Source organism: Kribbella sp. NPDC050241, from assembly GCF_044459685.1.
Classification (GTDB): Bacteria; Actinomycetota; Actinomycetes; order Propionibacteriales; family Kribbellaceae; genus Kribbella.
This window is the reverse complement of sequence record NZ_JBITJE010000002.1, coordinates 341,871-356,925: the sequence shown is the minus strand read 5'-3', so window position 1 is coordinate 356,925 and position 15,055 is coordinate 341,871. Positions and strand designations below refer to the sequence as shown.

General features: G+C 69.0%; 15 protein-coding genes. 12 read left to right on the top strand and 3 right to left on the bottom strand.

Translation table 11 applies throughout. The features are described from left to right. Positions 1 to 54: 54 nt before the first annotated feature. The 11 genes from ACIBG5_RS09605 (at position 55) to ACIBG5_RS09555 (ending at position 10,967) form a co-directional block, all read left to right on the top strand. The gene (locus ACIBG5_RS09605) at positions 55 to 1,194 is read left to right on the top strand and encodes a hypothetical protein (RefSeq protein ID WP_396391102.1); all 1,140 of its coding nucleotides are present in this window, start codon (positions 55 to 57) and stop codon (positions 1,192 to 1,194) included. A gap of 31 nt (positions 1,195 to 1,225) precedes the next feature. Continuing rightward, entirely contained in the window at positions 1,226 to 2,392 is a 1,167-nt protein-coding gene (locus tag ACIBG5_RS09600; protein WP_396391101.1) for a hypothetical protein, read from the top strand. A 55-nt stretch (positions 2,393 to 2,447) separates the two neighbouring features. Continuing rightward, positions 2,448 to 3,185 (top strand): metallophosphoesterase family protein, encoded by a 738-nt coding sequence (locus ACIBG5_RS09595; protein WP_396391100.1) that lies wholly within the window; start codon positions 2,448 to 2,450, stop codon positions 3,183 to 3,185. 17 nt (positions 3,186 to 3,202) lie between these two features. Beyond that, the gene (locus ACIBG5_RS09590) at positions 3,203 to 4,333 is read left to right on the top strand and encodes a histidine kinase (protein ID WP_396391099.1); all 1,131 of its coding nucleotides are present in this window, start codon (positions 3,203 to 3,205) and stop codon (positions 4,331 to 4,333) included. Positions 4,334 to 4,530: 197 nt separating this feature from the next. Continuing rightward, complete coding sequence (gene fdhA / locus ACIBG5_RS09585; RefSeq protein ID WP_396391098.1) at positions 4,531 to 5,745, top strand: formaldehyde dehydrogenase, glutathione-independent; 1,215 nt, start codon at positions 4,531 to 4,533, stop codon at positions 5,743 to 5,745. A gap of 101 nt (positions 5,746 to 5,846) precedes the next feature. After that, positions 5,847 to 6,038: a hypothetical protein gene (locus ACIBG5_RS09580; RefSeq protein ID WP_396391097.1), complete on the top strand. Its 192-nt coding sequence runs from the start codon at positions 5,847 to 5,849 to the stop codon at positions 6,036 to 6,038. A gap of 73 nt (positions 6,039 to 6,111) precedes the next feature. Further along, a complete protein-coding gene (locus tag ACIBG5_RS09575) occupies positions 6,112 to 6,861 on the top strand; it encodes a LytR/AlgR family response regulator transcription factor (protein ID WP_396391096.1) in 750 nt (249 codons plus the stop codon). Position 6,862: 1 nt separating this feature from the next. Continuing rightward, a complete protein-coding gene (locus tag ACIBG5_RS09570) occupies positions 6,863 to 7,243 on the top strand; it encodes a hypothetical protein (protein ID WP_396391095.1) in 381 nt (126 codons plus the stop codon). 15 nt (positions 7,244 to 7,258) lie between these two features. Continuing rightward, positions 7,259 to 8,794, top strand: a complete 1,536-nt coding sequence (locus ACIBG5_RS09565) for a cation acetate symporter (protein WP_396391094.1) — start codon at positions 7,259 to 7,261, stop codon at positions 8,792 to 8,794. A gap of 188 nt (positions 8,795 to 8,982) precedes the next feature. Then, positions 8,983 to 9,324: a DUF485 domain-containing protein gene (locus tag ACIBG5_RS09560; RefSeq protein WP_396391093.1), complete on the top strand. Its 342-nt coding sequence runs from the start codon at positions 8,983 to 8,985 to the stop codon at positions 9,322 to 9,324. An 11-nt stretch (positions 9,325 to 9,335) separates the two neighbouring features. Further along, a complete protein-coding gene (locus ACIBG5_RS09555) occupies positions 9,336 to 10,967 on the top strand; it encodes a cation acetate symporter (protein WP_396392030.1) in 1,632 nt (543 codons plus the stop codon). 115 nt (positions 10,968 to 11,082) lie between these two features. Here ACIBG5_RS09555 and ACIBG5_RS09550 read toward each other — a convergent pair whose 3' ends face one another. The 3 genes from ACIBG5_RS09550 to ACIBG5_RS09540 are packed head-to-tail and all read right to left on the bottom strand — an operon-like array spanning position 11,083 to position 13,545. Further along, complete coding sequence (locus tag ACIBG5_RS09550) at positions 11,083 to 12,573, bottom strand: CHAD domain-containing protein (protein ID WP_396391092.1); 1,491 nt, start codon at positions 12,571 to 12,573, stop codon at positions 11,083 to 11,085. A 31-nt stretch (positions 12,574 to 12,604) separates the two neighbouring features. Next, positions 12,605 to 12,748 carry a hypothetical protein gene (locus ACIBG5_RS09545; protein WP_396391091.1) on the bottom strand — a complete coding sequence of 48 codons (144 nt, stop codon included), beginning with the start codon at positions 12,746 to 12,748 and terminating at the stop codon, positions 12,605 to 12,607. Beyond that, entirely contained in the window at positions 12,745 to 13,545 is an 801-nt protein-coding gene (locus tag ACIBG5_RS09540) for a methyltransferase domain-containing protein (protein ID WP_396391090.1), read from the bottom strand. Before ACIBG5_RS09540 ends, ACIBG5_RS09545 begins: the two co-directional genes overlap by 4 nt. 100 nt (positions 13,546 to 13,645) lie before the next feature. Between ACIBG5_RS09540 and ACIBG5_RS09535 the strand changes: the two genes are divergently transcribed. Continuing rightward, positions 13,646 to 15,052: a PLP-dependent aminotransferase family protein gene (locus tag ACIBG5_RS09535; RefSeq protein ID WP_396391089.1), complete on the top strand. Its 1,407-nt coding sequence runs from the start codon at positions 13,646 to 13,648 to the stop codon at positions 15,050 to 15,052. Positions 15,053 to 15,055: the final 3 nt, after the last annotated feature.

Sequence of the window (15,055 nt, the reverse complement as noted above, 5' to 3'; positions counted from 1 at the left end):
GGAGCGAACAAACGGACGCCTTGATGCGTCACAACGGGGATGGATACGGGACGGGTGCCGAGCTGGAATCGGTCGCTGGTGGCGGTGCCGGCCGCGATCGCGGTGGTTGCTGTCCTGGGCGGCGGGCTGCTGGCCACCATGCGCGGACCACAGGACCAGACCGGCGCTGCTGCCGCACCCTTGTCCGCATCCGTCGCTGCGAAGACCGCCCCCGTCGCTGCGAGGACCGCCCCCGTCGCAGTGAAGAGCGCCACCAACGGGATCATCGACGCGACGAACCTCCCGACCGGCAGGAGTCCGCAGCTGACGTACATCCGCGGCCGCACGGTCCTGGGTGGAGTCGGCAGTCCGGTCCGCGTGCCCGGTACGAACGAGATCATCGCCGTGGCGCGGCTGTGGGACACCACCATGACCGTGCAGGTCCCGACCGCGACCAGCAGCTTCCTGATGGTGCAGGACTACACCGGCAAGGTCGTGAACGAGATCCGGAGCGTCGACTCCCTGGTGACCAGTGCCGACGGCAAGTATGTCGCCTTCGCCTCGGGTGGCCGGTTCTCCGACCACCAGTCCGGCGGCACGTTGTACTTCCAGGAGCACACCACCGGGCCGGCCGACGTACTGCGACAACCGAAGCTCACCGATGTCGCAGTCCTGGCGGTGGTCGGTCATGCCGTGTACTTCCACGGCGGCACGAAGCCGGGTGACTCCTGGGACCTGTACCGCTGGGACACCGAGAAGATGACGGTCCGCGAGCTGCCCAAGGTCACGTCACCCGTCTCGATGACGGCCGACGGCCGTCTGGCGGCCGGGATGACCGTCTTCACCGACAGCGGCCAGTGCTCGGCCGTCATGGACGTGGCCAGCCAACTGCAGCGCTGGCGGACCTGCGAGTACCGGCTCGACCGGTTCAGCCCGGGCAACGCGTACGTCGTCGGCCTGCCGCCCGGCACTGGTGAGCCGTACGGCGAGAAGCGCACCGCGGTCCTGGATGGGAAGACCGGCAAGCTGCTCCGGCAATGGACCGCGCCGTCCCTGCGCGCCGCGGTCGCGGAGGACGACGACCATGTCCTCCTGCAATGGCACGACCAGCAGGAACCACAGTCCCGCTCCGCTGTGGTGCGCTGCGCGATCAGCACCGGCCAGTGCGAGCTGGCCACACCCTTGTCCCCGGAACCCCTGTTGCTCGGATCATGAGAGCAGGGTCCATCGTGTTAGGAGCGCCGTGATGCGGAACAAGAACGGCCGCCTCGTGGCCCTGGTCGCGTCGATCGCGGTCGCCGCGGTCGCCATCGGCGCAGGCCTCGCCTACCGACAAGGGCCTCAGGTCGCGGAAGCCGACGCCGCCCCACTCAGCGGCTCCCCGTCTCCCCCGGCCGAGCCGACTGCGACGCCCACCGCCACGCCGTCGGTGACTCCATCGGGCACGCCGCTCACCACTCCCAAACCGCCGGCCAAGAGCGGTCCGGTGAAGTCGAAGGTCAACCTGGCCGAGCTGCCGAAGGGACGCGGCCCGCAGGTCACCTACCTGTCCGGCCGCACCGTCCAGGGCGGCCCCGGCCAGGAGGTGAAGATCCCGGGTACGGGCGACATCGGGGACGTCGCCCGCCTGAACCAGTCCGTGCTGGCCGTCGTCAGCAAGGGCACCGACACGGAGATGCTGACGATCGACAGCAGCGGGACGGTCCTGCGAACCACCCCCGACGTCACCGGGATCGTGACCACCGAGGACGGCCTGGCCGCCGCGTACGTCGCCACTCGCCGGTCCGAGCAGAGCGCGGCACTTCCGGGTGCCGTGGTCTATGCGGAGCAGGAATCGGTCCAGAAGATCACGGTGCCGGACGTCTGGGACGCGTTCCCGCTCGGCTACGTCAACGGCAAGGTCTACTTCCGGGCCGAGACCGCCGAGGGCGCCCTCGCCTGGAACCTGTACGAATGGGTCCCGGGTGCGTCGAAGGCCACTGTGGTCAAGTCGATCCCGAAACCGACCGCGCTGTCCGCGGACGGCTCGGTGGCCGCCTCACTGATCAACATCACCGACTACAGCAGCTGCACCAACGTCGTCACCGTGGAGGGTGGCACGCGCCTCTGGCGCACCTGCGAGTACCAGGTCGTGGGCTTCACCCGGGACGGCCGCACCGCGATCGGAGCACCCTTCTACCGGGACGGGTACGCCGATGGCATCGCATCAGCCCTGGATGCGAAGACCGGCGCGTTGCTGCACGAGTGGGCCGGGACGTTCCGACAGTCGGTCGCCGAGGACGACCAGCACCTGCTCCTGCTCGCCGACGACGGCCCGGACAGCGCGGCCTCGATCATCCGTTGCTCGACCGTCACCGGCGCCTGTGAGCAGGCAACTCCACTGGCCAAGGGCAATCTGCGGATCGGCAGCTGATCTGCCGAGAGCAGATATCCCTGGGGGGTAAGGGGTTTGGCGGCAGACTGGCCGCATGGAACGTATAGCGGTGCTGGCTGACGTGCACGGGGTGTTGCCTGCTCTGGAGGCGGTGCTGGCGGAGGACGACGTACGGTCGGCCGATGCGATCGTGCTGGCCGGGGACATCGCCAGTGGGCCGCAGCCGGTCGAGACTCTGGATCTGCTGACGTCACTGGGCGACCGGGTGGTGTGGGTGCGGGGGAACGCCGACCGGGAGCTGGTGGAGATGGCCCGGGCCGCGTGCACGGGCGAACCGCCGGATGCGGTGAGTCCGTGGGCAGCACAGAAGTTGCGGCCGGACCAGGTGGAGTTGCTGGCGCCCTTGCCCACCACTGTGACGATCGGGGACGCGCTGTTCTGCCACGCGACGCCACGGGACGACGAGGAGATGGTGCTGGTCGACAGCCCGATCTCCCGGTGGGCCGAGGTCTTCACCGGGCTGCCTGAGGACGTGCGGACGGTTGTGTGCGGCCACACCCACATGCCGTTCGCCAGGCAGGTGGACCGGCGACTGGTGATCAACGCCGGCAGCGTCGGCATGCCGTACGGCGCTCCTGGCCCGAGCTGGGCGTTGCTGACTCCGGGCGGCGTACAGCTCCGCCGCGCACCCCTCGACGCCGTCAAGGCCGCGGAGCGCATCACCACGGAGTCGACGTACCCCGGCCGGCAGGAGTGGGTGGAGGAGTACCTCCTGACCAACTACTCCGACACCGAGGCCCTGGACGCGTTCAGACCCCGCGCGGAGGGTTGACCGGCTACCGTCGACACGTGTTCGCACGGCGGCGGAAGCATTTCGGGACTCCGGCTGACAAGGCGACGTATGCGACCCTGCATACCGCCTCGCTGGCCTCTCCCCACCTGCGCGAGGGTCTGACGCCCGCGGCGGCCGGGAAGGCGAGCCGCCACCTCAGAGACCTCCTCGGTACGGCGGCCATCGCGATCTGCGACTCCTCCGGCGTACTGGCGTGGGACGGAGTCGGTGGACCGTACGAGAGCAACCACCGCGGCGATGCGAAGGCTCTCGCGGCTCCCACACTCCGCTCCGGACGTACGGCGGTGCTCGGAGCGCATGACGTGGCCTGCAGCGACCCGCAATGCCCGATCCGTACTGCGGTGGTCGCGCCGATCGTCACCGAGGAGCGAGTGGTCGCCGTACTGGTCGCCTACAGCATCCGCTCGTCGGCAGCGCTGGTCCGGGCCACCGAGGAGGTCGCCCGCTGGGTGTCCGGCCAGGTGGAGCTGGCCGACCTCAACAAGGAACGCACCCGCGCGATCGAGGCGGAGCTGCGTGCACTGCGGGCACAGATCAGCCCACACTTCATCTACAACGCGCTGGCCGCGATCGCGTCGTTCGTCCGGACCGACCCGGGCCGGGCGCGGGAGCTGCTGCTGGAGTTCGCCGACTTCTCCCGCTATGCACTCCGGCGCGGCGGCGAGTTCACCACGCTGGCCGACGAGTTGCGCAACGTGGAGCGCTATCTGGTGCTGGAGCAGGCCCGGTTCGGCGACCGGCTCAAGGTGTCACTGCAGATCGCGCCTGAGGTACTGCCGGTGGTCATCCCGTTCCTGGTCGTCCAGCCGCTGGTGGAGAACGCCGTACGCCATGGCTTGGAGGGCACTACCGGTGTCGGGCACATCACGATCCGCGCCCGGGACCGGATCAACGAGGCCGAGATCAGCGTCGAGGACGACGGCTCCGGCAGCGACCCGGAGGTGATCCGGGCCGCGCTGTCCGGCGAGTCCGGCAGCGACTCGGTCGGCCTCGGCAACGTCGACGCCCGGCTCCGGCAGGTGTACGGCGACGCGTACGGCCTGGTCGTCGAAACCGCGGTCGACGCCGGCACCAAGGTCACCTTCCGAGTACCCAAATACTCCTCAGGAGTACACGCCACGCCGTAGTTGACGGTAGTAGGGGCGCGGACTAGCGTCGATTGCAATCCCCTTACGGCGTTGGGAATGCGCGTTCTGCGCAAGCGTCTACACGGAGTGGATTCGCCTGGACGGGGCAGGCGACGGCTGGATCGCGCACGAAGCGATCGCGGCCCACGAAGAGTGCCGATGGGCTGGTCGAGCCCGGATGGAGAGGAGCACTACTCGTGCCAGGCAACAGGGCAGTGATTTACAAGGGACCAGGCGACGTGGCGGTCGAGACGATCGACTACCCGAGTCTGGAGCTCAAGGACGGTCCAGGAGTCAACCCCGCGAACGTGGGGCGGCAGATTCCACACGGGGCGATCCTCAAGGTGGTGGCCAGCAACATCTGCGGCAGCGACCAGCACATGGTTCGCGGCCGGACCACGGCACCGTCGGGACTCGCTCTCGGCCACGAGATCACCGGTGAGGTGGCCGAGGTCGGCCGTGACGTCGAGTTCATCAAGGTCGGCGACCTGGTGTCCGTCCCGTTCAACATCGCCTGCGGGCGGTGCGTCAACTGTAAGGAGGGCAAGACCGGCGTCTGCCTGAACGTGAACCCGGATCGACCCGGGTCCGCGTACGGGTACGTCGACATGGGCGGCTGGGTCGGCGGCCAGGCGGAGTACGCGCTGGTGCCGTACGCCGACTGGAACCTGCTGAAGTTCCCCGACAAGGACCGGGCGCTCGAGAAGATCCGCGACCTGGCCATGCTGTCGGACATCTTCCCGACCGGCTATCACGGCGCTGTCACAGCGGGTGTCGGGACAGGTTCGACCGTCTACGTCGCCGGCGCGGGGCCGGTCGGCCTGGCCGCGGCCACCTCGGCGTTCCTGCTCGGCGCGGCCGTTGTCATCGTCGCCGACCTGCAGAAGGAACGGCTGGAGCAGGCTCGCAGTTTCGGCTGCGAGACGATCGATGTGTCCGAGGGTGATCCGAAGGACCAGATCGAGCGGATCCTCGGCGTACCGGAGGTCGACAGCGCGATCGACGCCGTCGGGTTCGAGGCCCATGGCCACGGCAACGACGCCCGGTCCGAGCGCCCGGCCACGGTGCTGAACACGGTCATGGACGTCACTCGTGCCGGAGGTGCGGTCGGTATCCCCGGCCTCTACGTCACCGGTGATCCCGGTGCGAGCGACGAGGCCGCGAAGACCGGCTCGCTGTCGATCCGTCTGGGTCTCGGCTGGGCGAAATCGTTGGCGTTCACGACCGGCCAGTGTCCGGTCATGCGGTACAACCGCCAGCTCATGCAGGCGATCCTGCACGACCGTACGCAGATCGCGAAGAACGTGAATGCCACGGTCATTCCGCTGGACCAGGCACCGCAGGGGTACGCCGATTTCGACAAGGGCGCGGCACGAAAGTACGTGCTCGACCCCCACGGGCTGATCAAGTAAGGAGGGATCGACGGGAGCCGGGCGCAGGGTCCGGCTCCCGTCGTCGGCACCGGCCGAGTCATACTGCGAAGTGAAGGCCAGGTTCGACGAGAGCGACTTTCATGAGCAGTGACGAGCGACTGGACCTCGAGTTCGCCTACACGGCGTACCGGGACTCGTGCCGCGATCTGTATTCGCCGCACTACTACTGCCGGCGGCCGAGCGGCCACGACGGCGTCCACGCGGCCGGCTTCGGCTCGAGCCGCCTCCGCTGGGAACACCAGCCCGACCACGCGCCCCACATGCTGTCCTGAGGAGGCCAACTGTCGGCCGCGGTGGCCCAGCTGGCGGCTCCAATTCCGGATGCCCTGGCACTACTGTGAAGCCATGGCCGAGACTCCCCTGCGCGCGCTGGTCGCGGACGACGAGGAGCCTGCGCTGGCTGAACTCGTGTATCTGCTCCAACGGGACGACCGGATCGGGGAGATCCGGACCGCGTCGAACGGGCCGGACGCGCTGAAGATCCTGCAGGCGGCCGACCTGGACGTGGTGTTCTGCGACATCAAGATGCCCGGGCTGGACGGCATCGACCTGGCCAGCGTCATCTCGAAGTTCCGCCCGCCACGCCCGCAGATCGTCTTCGTCACGGCGTACGACGAACACGCGGTGGAGGCCTTCGAGCTCGAGGCCACCGACTACGTGATGAAACCGGTCCGGGCCGAGCGCCTGGCCGAGGCGGTCCGCCGGGTCGTCACCGCGGGTCCGCCTTCCGCGCTGCAGTCGGCCGAGGAGACAGACGACGAGGTCATCCCGGTCGAGCTCGCCGGCGTGACCCGGTTCGTCCAGCGCTCGACGGTCCGGTACGTCGAGGCGCAGGGCGACTACGCCCGGCTACACACCGGCCAGAACTCGCACCTGGTCCGGATCCCGCTGAGCACGCTCGAGGAACGCTGGGGCGACGCCGGGTTCACCCGCATCCACCGCAGCACGCTGGTCGCCCTCGCACATGTGGACGAGATGCGCGTCGACGGCGGCCGGTGCGCGGTCCGGGTCGGCGACGACTGGCTCCCGGTCAGCCGCCGCCACACCCGCGAGCTCCGAGACCTCCTGGTCCGCTCGACCTCTCTGCGCGGCTGACATGAGTACGCCGGACAATCCGAGACGGGTTCGGGTCACCAGCCCGCGCAGAACTGCCACCCGGCGGCCCGTCATCCCGACCGGGACGCGTGAGATCGACGAGCAGACCCGGCTCGGCGAGATCTACATGCACTCGCTGATCCAGTCCCAGCTCCGGCTCACCCTCGCGGTGATCGCCGGCGCCGTGGTCATCCTCGGCGGCATCCCGCTGCTGTTCGCTCTCGTGCCCGCGACCCGCACGCTGTCGGTCCTCGGCCTGCCGCTGCCCTGGGTCATCCTCGGCATCGTGGTCTACCCGGTCGTGTACATCGCCGCCCGCCTGTACGTCCGCAACGCCGAACGGATCGAGGCCGAGTTCACCGAGTTCGTCGGACGGCAGTAGCTCATGTCACCGGCGATGAGTCTGACTGCTATCGGATTGGTGGTCTTGGCAACGATCGGGATCGGCCTGTTCGGGCTGCGAATCTCCCGGACCACCAGCGACTTCTACGTCGCCAGCCGTGCGGTCACGCCACGCTGGAACGCGTCCGCGATCAGCGGTGAGTACCTGTCCGCCGCGTCGTTCCTCGGTGTTGCCGGTCTCGTGCTGGTCAACGGCGCGGACATGCTCTGGTTCTCGGTCGGCTACACCGTCGGCTATCTGATGCTGCTGGTCCTGGTCGCGGCACCGCTGCGGCGAAGCGGTGCCTACACGTTGCCCGACTTCGCCGAGACCCGGTTCGAGTCGGCTGTGGTCCGCCGGATCTGCTCGGGTCTGGTCGTCGGCATCGGCACGCTGTATCTGCTGCCCCAGTTGCACGGCGCCGGGCTGACCGTGCAGACCGTCACGGGCGCGCCTCCCGACGTCGGCGCTGCGGTCGTCGCGGTGATCGTGGTCTTCAACGTCGCCGCCGGTGGCATGCGCTCGATCACCTTCGTCCAGGCCTTCCAGTACTGGCTGAAACTCACCGCGCTGGCCGCGCCGATCTTCGTCATCCTGATCGCGTGGCGCTCCGGCGACCACTCGGCCGGCGTACTGCAGTCGCTGCAGGGCGCGGCCGCCGAGTGGTCCGAACCCCTGTCCCGCGCGGGCGGCCGGGACCACCCGCTGTACGCGACGTATTCGTTGCTCCTGGCCCTTTGTTTCGGAACGATGGGCCTGCCGCACGTCCTCGTTCGCTTCTACACGAACCCGGACGGCCGGGCGGCCCGCCGTACGACGGTCGTCGTGCTGGCACTGCTCGGACTCTTCTACCTGTTCCCACCGATGTACGCCGTCCTCGGCCGGACGTTCGCGCCCGACCTGGTGAGTGAGGGCGCGGACACCGTCGTACTCGAGCTCCCGAACCGGATTCTCCCTGGCACAGCAGGAGATCTGCTCGGTGCGCTGGTCGCGGCCGGGGCATTCGCCGCGTTCCTTTCGACGTCGTCGGGATTGACGGTCGCGATCGCCGGGGTCATCGACCAGGATCTGTTCCGGAGCCGGCTGCATCGGTGGACGGGCGGCGACTACGTGGCGGTGAACAGCTTCCGGATCGCCGCGGTGCTCTCGATGACCGTTCCCTACTTGGCGTTTCTGGTGACCGGCTCGCTGAGTTTGGCCGACACCGTAGGCCTTGCGTTCGCAGTCGCCGCGTCGACGTTCTGTCCCCTGCTGGTGCTGGGGATCTGGTGGCGGCGGATGACCACAACCGGTGCCGCGGCCGGGCTGGTCGTCGGTGGAGTCGCCGCGAGTGCCGCCGCGTTGATCAACGTGATCGGCGGCCCCGACGGCGGCTGGCCGAAGGCACTGGTCGGTCAGCCGGCCGCGTGGACGATGCCGCTCGCGTTCATCACCGTGATCGTGGTGTCGAAGCTGACCCCCGACAGGATCCCCGCCGGCGCCGCCCGCAGCATGGTCCGCCTCCACACCCCCGAAGCCGTCGACGTCGACCGCGGACTGCCGTTTCGCTGAGACCGCTCGTCGTGGGATTCCTACCGCTCGCCGCAGCGGAGTGATCCACCGGGCGACTGGTGTGGTCCGCTGAGCGCTCGATGCGTGTGGGTACTGTCGGGCGACAGTGACCGCGGCCACAGTACGGACCAGCAGCAGCCCCTGCCTGGCCCATCCGCCCGGCCTGATCACCGTCTGGAGGTCCCGCGATGTCCGATACGCGATCCGCGGGTGACCCGGACCTGACGACGTACCGGGAGGTCCAGCTCTCGCCGGACTTCTCCGAACTGCGTCGCCGGTTCCGGCGCTTCGTGTTCCCGATGACCGCACTGTTCCTGGTCTGGTACTTCCTGTATGTCCTGCTCGCCGCCTACGCACCCGGGTTCATGTCACACAAGGTCGGCGGCAACATCAACGTGGCCCTGTTGTTCGGCCTCGGTCAGTTCGTGTCGACGTTCGCGATCACGATGATCTACGTCCGCTGGGCCGACCGGCGGATCGACCCGGAAGCCGAGCGGATGCGCCACCAGATCGAGGGAGAGCCGACGTGACCGCGCAGGCGATGTTGCCCATGGCAACCGAAATCGGCAACCCGACCGTCAACATCATCATCTTCGGGCTGTTCGTGCTGGCCACCCTCGCGATCGTGCTGCGGGCGTCGAGGAACAACCGGACCGCGGCCGACTTCTACGCCGGCGGCCGGTCCTTCACGGGCCCGCAGAACGGCATCGCGATCGCCGGCGACTACCTGTCCGCCGCGTCGTTCCTCGGCATCGCGGGCGCGATCGCCCTGAACGGGTACGACGGCTTCCTGTACTCGATCGGCTTCCTGGTGGCGTGGCTGGTGGCCCTGCTGCTGGTCGCCGAGCTGCTCCGGAACACCGGCCGGTTCACGATGGCCGACGTACTGTCCTTCCGGCTCAAGCAGCGGCCGGTCCGGATGGCGGCCGCGATCTCGACGCTCGGCGTCTGCTTCTTCTACCTGCTGGCGCAGATGGCCGGCGCCGGCGGTCTGGTCGCCCTGCTGCTCGGTGTCTCCGGCCGCACCGGCCAGAGCATCGTCATCGCGGTGGTCGGCGCGATCATGATCACCTACGTCCTGGTCGGCGGCATGAAGGGCACCACCTGGGTGCAGATCATCAAGGCCGTCCTGCTGGTGATCGGCGCGGGCGTCATGACGCTGTGGGTGCTGGCGAAGTACTCGTTCAACCTGTCCGGTCTGCTCGGTGCAGCCGTCGACAACAGCCCGGCGGCCGGCGAGAAGCTGCTCAACCCGGGTCTGCAGTACGGCGCAACGGGGATCAGCAAGCTGGACTTCATCTCACTGGCACTGGCACTGGTGCTCGGCACCGCCGGCCTGCCGCACGTCCTGATGCGGTTCTACACGGTGCCGAACTCCAAGGAGGCCCGGCGCAGCGTCAGCTGGGCGATCTGGATCATCGGCATCTTCTACCTGTTCACGCTGGTGCTCGGGTACGGCGCTGCCGCGATCGTCGGCCCGGACGCGATCAAGGCCGCGCCCGGCAAGGCGAACTCGGCCGCACCACTGCTGGCGTTCGAGCTCGGCGGTGAGCTGCTCCTCGGCGTCATCTCCGCGGTCGCCTTCGCCACGATTCTGGCGGTCGTGGCCGGCCTGACGATCACCGCGAGTACGTCGTTCGCCCACGACATCTACGGCTCGATCATCAAGAAGGGCCAGATCAGCGGCGACGGTGAGGTCCGGGTGGCCCGGTACACCGCGGTCGTGATCGGCATCGTCGCGATCATCGGCGGCATCTTCGCCAACGGCCAGAACATCGCCTTCCTGGTGGCGCTGGCGTTCGCGGTCGCGGCCAGCGCGAACCTGCCGACGATCCTGTACTCGCTGTTCTGGCGCCGGTTCAACACCCGCGGGGCGCTCTGGAGCATCTACGGCGGCCTGGGCTCGGCGATCATCCTGATCGCGTTCAGCCCGGTCGTCTCCGGCAAGGTCGACGCGAAGACCGGCCAGAGCCTGTCGATGATCACCGACACCAGCATCGACTTCCACTGGTTCCCGCTGGACAACCCCGGCATCGTCTCGATCCCGCTGGCCTTCCTGCTCGGCTGGCTCGGCACGGTCACCAGCAAGGAGCCGGTCGACACCGACAAGTTCGCCGAGATGGAGGTCCGCTCCCTCACCGGCGCGGGCGCCGAGAAGGCGGTCCAGCACTGAGGTGATTCCAGACCTGTCAGGCAGGCTCTGCGGAGCGTACGCGATCCTGCCTGGCAGCCCCACCACCGCCCCTCGAGACGGGCCCGGTACCCCTGGCCGGGTCCGTCTCGCGTTGTCAGGACAGCTTGAGGGTGGGCCAGAGGGTCAGGAAGGTGTCGCGGGAGCGGATGCCGCGGAGTTCTTCGGCGGCGTGCAGGCGGCCGAAGGTGAAGGCGTTGCCGCCGTCGAGGTGGACCTGGATCGCGAGCTGACGGAGCAGTTCCCGGGAGACGACGCTGTCCTGGTGCTCGCCGAGGATCTCCTGGACCTCTTCGCTCCGAACCGCGAGGTCCGACGCTTCGTCCCCGAGCACGGGTACGGCGGACTCCGCGGCGTACCGCAGCCGCTTGGCTGCCTTGCGGACCTCGTGCAGCTCGTGGTCCTGCTCGGCCGAGCTCTCCGCGTCCTGCGCGCGGCGGACCGCCTTCCGCATCCGCTTCCAGTCGTGGTGCAGCACGTCGCGGATCTGCTTGGCCGCCTTCCGGTCGTCGCCGGTCAGCGGCGGCTTCGCGATCAGCTCGTCGAGCGTGTCCAGCAACTGGAAGTACCGCTCGCTCTCCAGCGCGGCCAGGGCGCCCGCCCGGCCCTCCTTGTACACCCCGTGCAGATAATCGTCGATCCGGCCGCCGACCCGGCCCATCACCAGCTCGACGGGCTGCTCCGCCACTTCCGCGGCGAAGTGCTCACGCTGCACCTCGGCGTCCCGGGCGACACCAAGCTCCCCGGCCAGCCACTTCAGCTCGGCCCGGATCTCGTCACTCACCTCGCGGTCCACCACCGGCCGGTACGTCGCCAGCGCGGACCGCAGCCGTCGCGTCGCCACCCGGAACTTGTGGATCGAGTCCGGGACATCACGGCGTACCTGCGGATCGCGGTCCCGGATCGCCTGCACCTGCTCACCGGCGTACGCACGGAAGAGGTCCGCCGTCCGCGGCTTCGTCGGCAGCTCCCAGCCGGCCGGGCTGGGCACACGGTCGCCGAGCGCCCGCGCGAGTTTGCTCGGTCCGGCAGCGGGCTCGGCTCCGGCCGACCGCAGTACCGGGTCAACAGCTTCCAGGAGTTCACGCTCGCCGGCGACAAGTTCGACCTCCCACTCCCGCCAGCTCTCCGGCTCGGCGCCCTCGACCGTCGCGGTGACGTGGTCGTCGGCCAGCTCCGCGAGGACGTTGCCGTCGGCGTCCAGCAGCCTGTGCACGACCCGGTGGGTCTGCAGCGTGACGACGGGGATCAGCTTGTGGTCGCGGACGTGCACCCGCACGGTGCGGACCAGCGCGATCGGGACGTTGCGCACCGACCGTCCGAGCGGGTGGTGGATCTCCAGCCGTTCGCCCGAGGCCTTCGGGAACTTGATGTGCCAGCCGTCGTCCTCGCCGCCGGTCCGCCGTCTCAGCGTCACCTTGTTCGCGGCGAGGTCCAGCGCCTCGGTGTCGTAGTACACCGCCTCGAGGTCCAGCTCCACGGGCTGCGCCACACTCGCGACTCCAGGCAGCTCGTGCAACGCGGGCAGACCCACGCCGTCGTCGACGTCGTACTTGGTCTCGATCTCGAGCTGTTCAGTCGGCGCCATACCTCTTGTTTACCAGGCGTTCATGAATTGGTCAGCCGAGCGCGCGCAGGTCGGCGACCAGTCGCTCCAGATCCCGGTCCGGTACGCCGTTGGGTGAGGTGGTCCGAAGCTGCCGCCGCTTGTTGCGGTTGAGTCCCCAGCAGATCAGTACGACGAGAATCAGCAGAGCGATCATGTTCCGCCCACCGCCTTGAAGAACGTGTAGTGGAAGGTCCCGCCGGACTCCGCGGACTTCTCCAGGTCGCGGATGCCCTGCGCCCACTCGGCCGGCGTTCGCATCCCGGCGGCGAGGGCCCGCTCCCGGACCGACTCGACCATCGCGATGAACGTCTTCCGGGTGAAGCCGTCGACCAGGTGCGGCAGCGTCTCGTCGGCGTACACCGTGCACGGGTGCGCCCGGACGTCGGCGTACCCGGCGTCCTTGAGGAGCGGCTGCAGCCGCCGGCCGATGAGCGAATCGCCGCCGGCCTCGGCCTGGAGGTCGACGAGGCAGTCGATGACCGCTTGTGCCGCCGTACTGCGAGGGTGGAAGAACGCCGACTGGTGGTCGCCCTCGATCGCGGTGATCGTGCCGCCGGGTTTGACCAGGCGGCGCAGGGCGACCAGGGCGGCGTGGGGGTCCGCGAGGTGTTCGAGGACGAAGCAGACGAAGACGTGGTCGAACTCCTGCTCCGGAAGGTCCCGGAGGTCGGCGTGGCGGAAGTCGACGCTCGCCTCAGGGGCGACGGCGGCGACGCGGGCCTTGGCCCGGGCGAGTGACTCTTCGGAGATGTCGACCGAGACGAGGTCGATGCCCGGGCTCCGGGTGACCAGCTGGACGGTCTGCGCGCCGACGCCGCAGCCCGCTTCGAGGACCCGGCTCCCAGGCGGGTACGTCGTACCGCCGTGCAGGAGGTCGGCGAGCGTCTGCGCCTGGTCGGTCAGCCGGCGGGTCTCGGCCGGGGTGTAGCCGTGCACGTAGTCAGTTCCCATACTTCCAACGTGCCGCCACAATGGTCCAGTGAACAGGTCCAATCCGAGCCAAAGTGGTAGGTCCAAAGGACTGGTCAACACCGGTACGGACTTCTTGCAGTTGAACCCTGCCGACGCGCCGCCCGGCGGGTTGTCGGACTGGCTCACCGAGAGCCTCCGCGCCGCGATCTCCGACGGCCGCCTCCCGATCGGCAGCCGGCTCCCCTCCACGCGCCTCCTCGCCACCGAACTCCGCCTCTCCCGCGGTGTGGTGACTGAGGCCTACCAGCGCCTGACCGAGGACGGCCACGTCGCCGGCCGCGGCCGCGCCGGCACTGTGGTCGTCGCGGTTCCGGTCGTCGCCGAGCCGGGCGTTGCAGCGGGCCGGATCACGCCACCAACCGTCGTACCGGAGCCCGGCCTGGATGTGTTCGACAGTTTGCGGGCGGCTCCGGCTCGGATCGACCTCACGCCCGGCGTACCTGATCTCGCGGCCTTTCCGCGGGCCGCCTGGCTGCGGGCCGAGCGGGCGGTGCTCAGCGACCTCGAGTCGTCCGAGTTCGGGTACGGCGATCCGTCCGGTACGCCCGCGCTCCGTCGCGCGGTCGCGAACTGGCTGGCCCGCAACCGGGGGATCGCGGCGGATCCGGATGACCTGATCGTCGTCGCGGGGGTCTCGCAGGCGATCGGGCTGGTTGCGCAGGTGCTGAAGGACCGCGGGATCGACGAGATCGCGGTGGAGGATCCGGGGTCGCTCGGATCCCGGCAGCATCTGCAGAACTGGGGGATGCATACGCCCCCGATCCCGGTGGACGCCGGCGGACTGCAGGTCGACCTGCTGCGCGAGTCGGGCGCCCGAGCGGTGATGGCGACTCCGGCGCACCATTTCCCGACGGGCGTCGTACTGGAAGGTGAGCGGCGACGGGAGCTGATCCAGTGGGCGGCTGAGGGTGGGCTGATCATCGAAGACGACTACGACGCCGAGCACCGGTACGACCGTCCACCGGTTCCGGCGCTGCGCGCGATGCTGGCCGATCAGGTGATCTACGCGGGCAGCGTGTCGAAACTGCTCGCGCCGTCGCTGCGGATCGGATGGATGCTGCCGCCACCGCAGTACAAGGACGCGCTGATCGGCATGAAGCGCCTGGCCGACCTCGGCAACGCCGCGCTCCCGCAGCTCACGCTCGCGCAGCTGATGGAGTCCGGCGAGCTCGAACGCCAGCTCCGCTTCCTCCGCCGTCGCCACCGGACCCGCCGCGACGCGATGGTCGATGCCATCAGCAACTACTTGCCCACCGCCACGGTCCACGGCGCCGCGGCCGGCCTGCACCTCACCATCACTTTCGACGACACCCTGAACGACGTCGACCTGGCCGCCCGGGCACTCCAGAAGGGCATCAAGACCCACCCGCTCTCCTGGCACTGCCAACTCCCCCACGCCCCCGGCCTCGTCCTCGGCTACGCCGCCCGCACCCCTACCGAAATCACCGAGGCCATCAGCACCATCGCCGAGGTCACGGCAAGCTAGACG

Excerpts from the sequence above, each read along its gene's own strand:
- ACIBG5_RS09600 (WP_396391101.1), top strand. The coding sequence starts at position 1,226 with ATGCGGAACAAGAACGGCCGCCTCGTGGCCCTGGTCGCGTCGATCGCG.
- ACIBG5_RS09595 (WP_396391100.1), top strand. The coding sequence starts at position 2,448 with ATGGAACGTATAGCGGTGCTGGCTGACGTGCACGGGGTGTTGCCTGCT.
- ACIBG5_RS09580 (WP_396391097.1), top strand. The coding sequence starts at position 5,847 with ATGAGCAGTGACGAGCGACTGGACCTCGAGTTCGCCTACACGGCGTAC.
- ACIBG5_RS09575 (WP_396391096.1), top strand. The coding sequence starts at position 6,112 with ATGGCCGAGACTCCCCTGCGCGCGCTGGTCGCGGACGACGAGGAGCCT.
- ACIBG5_RS09570 (WP_396391095.1), top strand. The coding sequence starts at position 6,863 with ATGAGTACGCCGGACAATCCGAGACGGGTTCGGGTCACCAGCCCGCGC.
- ACIBG5_RS09565 (WP_396391094.1), top strand. The coding sequence starts at position 7,259 with ATGAGTCTGACTGCTATCGGATTGGTGGTCTTGGCAACGATCGGGATC.
- ACIBG5_RS09560 (WP_396391093.1), top strand. The coding sequence starts at position 8,983 with ATGTCCGATACGCGATCCGCGGGTGACCCGGACCTGACGACGTACCGG.
- ACIBG5_RS09555 (WP_396392030.1), top strand. The coding sequence starts at position 9,336 with ATGTTGCCCATGGCAACCGAAATCGGCAACCCGACCGTCAACATCATC.
- ACIBG5_RS09550 (WP_396391092.1), bottom strand. The coding sequence starts at position 12,573 with ATGGCGCCGACTGAACAGCTCGAGATCGAGACCAAGTACGACGTCGAC.
- ACIBG5_RS09545 (WP_396391091.1), bottom strand. The coding sequence starts at position 12,748 with ATGATCGCTCTGCTGATTCTCGTCGTACTGATCTGCTGGGGACTCAAC.
- ACIBG5_RS09540 (WP_396391090.1), bottom strand. The coding sequence starts at position 13,545 with ATGGGAACTGACTACGTGCACGGCTACACCCCGGCCGAGACCCGCCGG.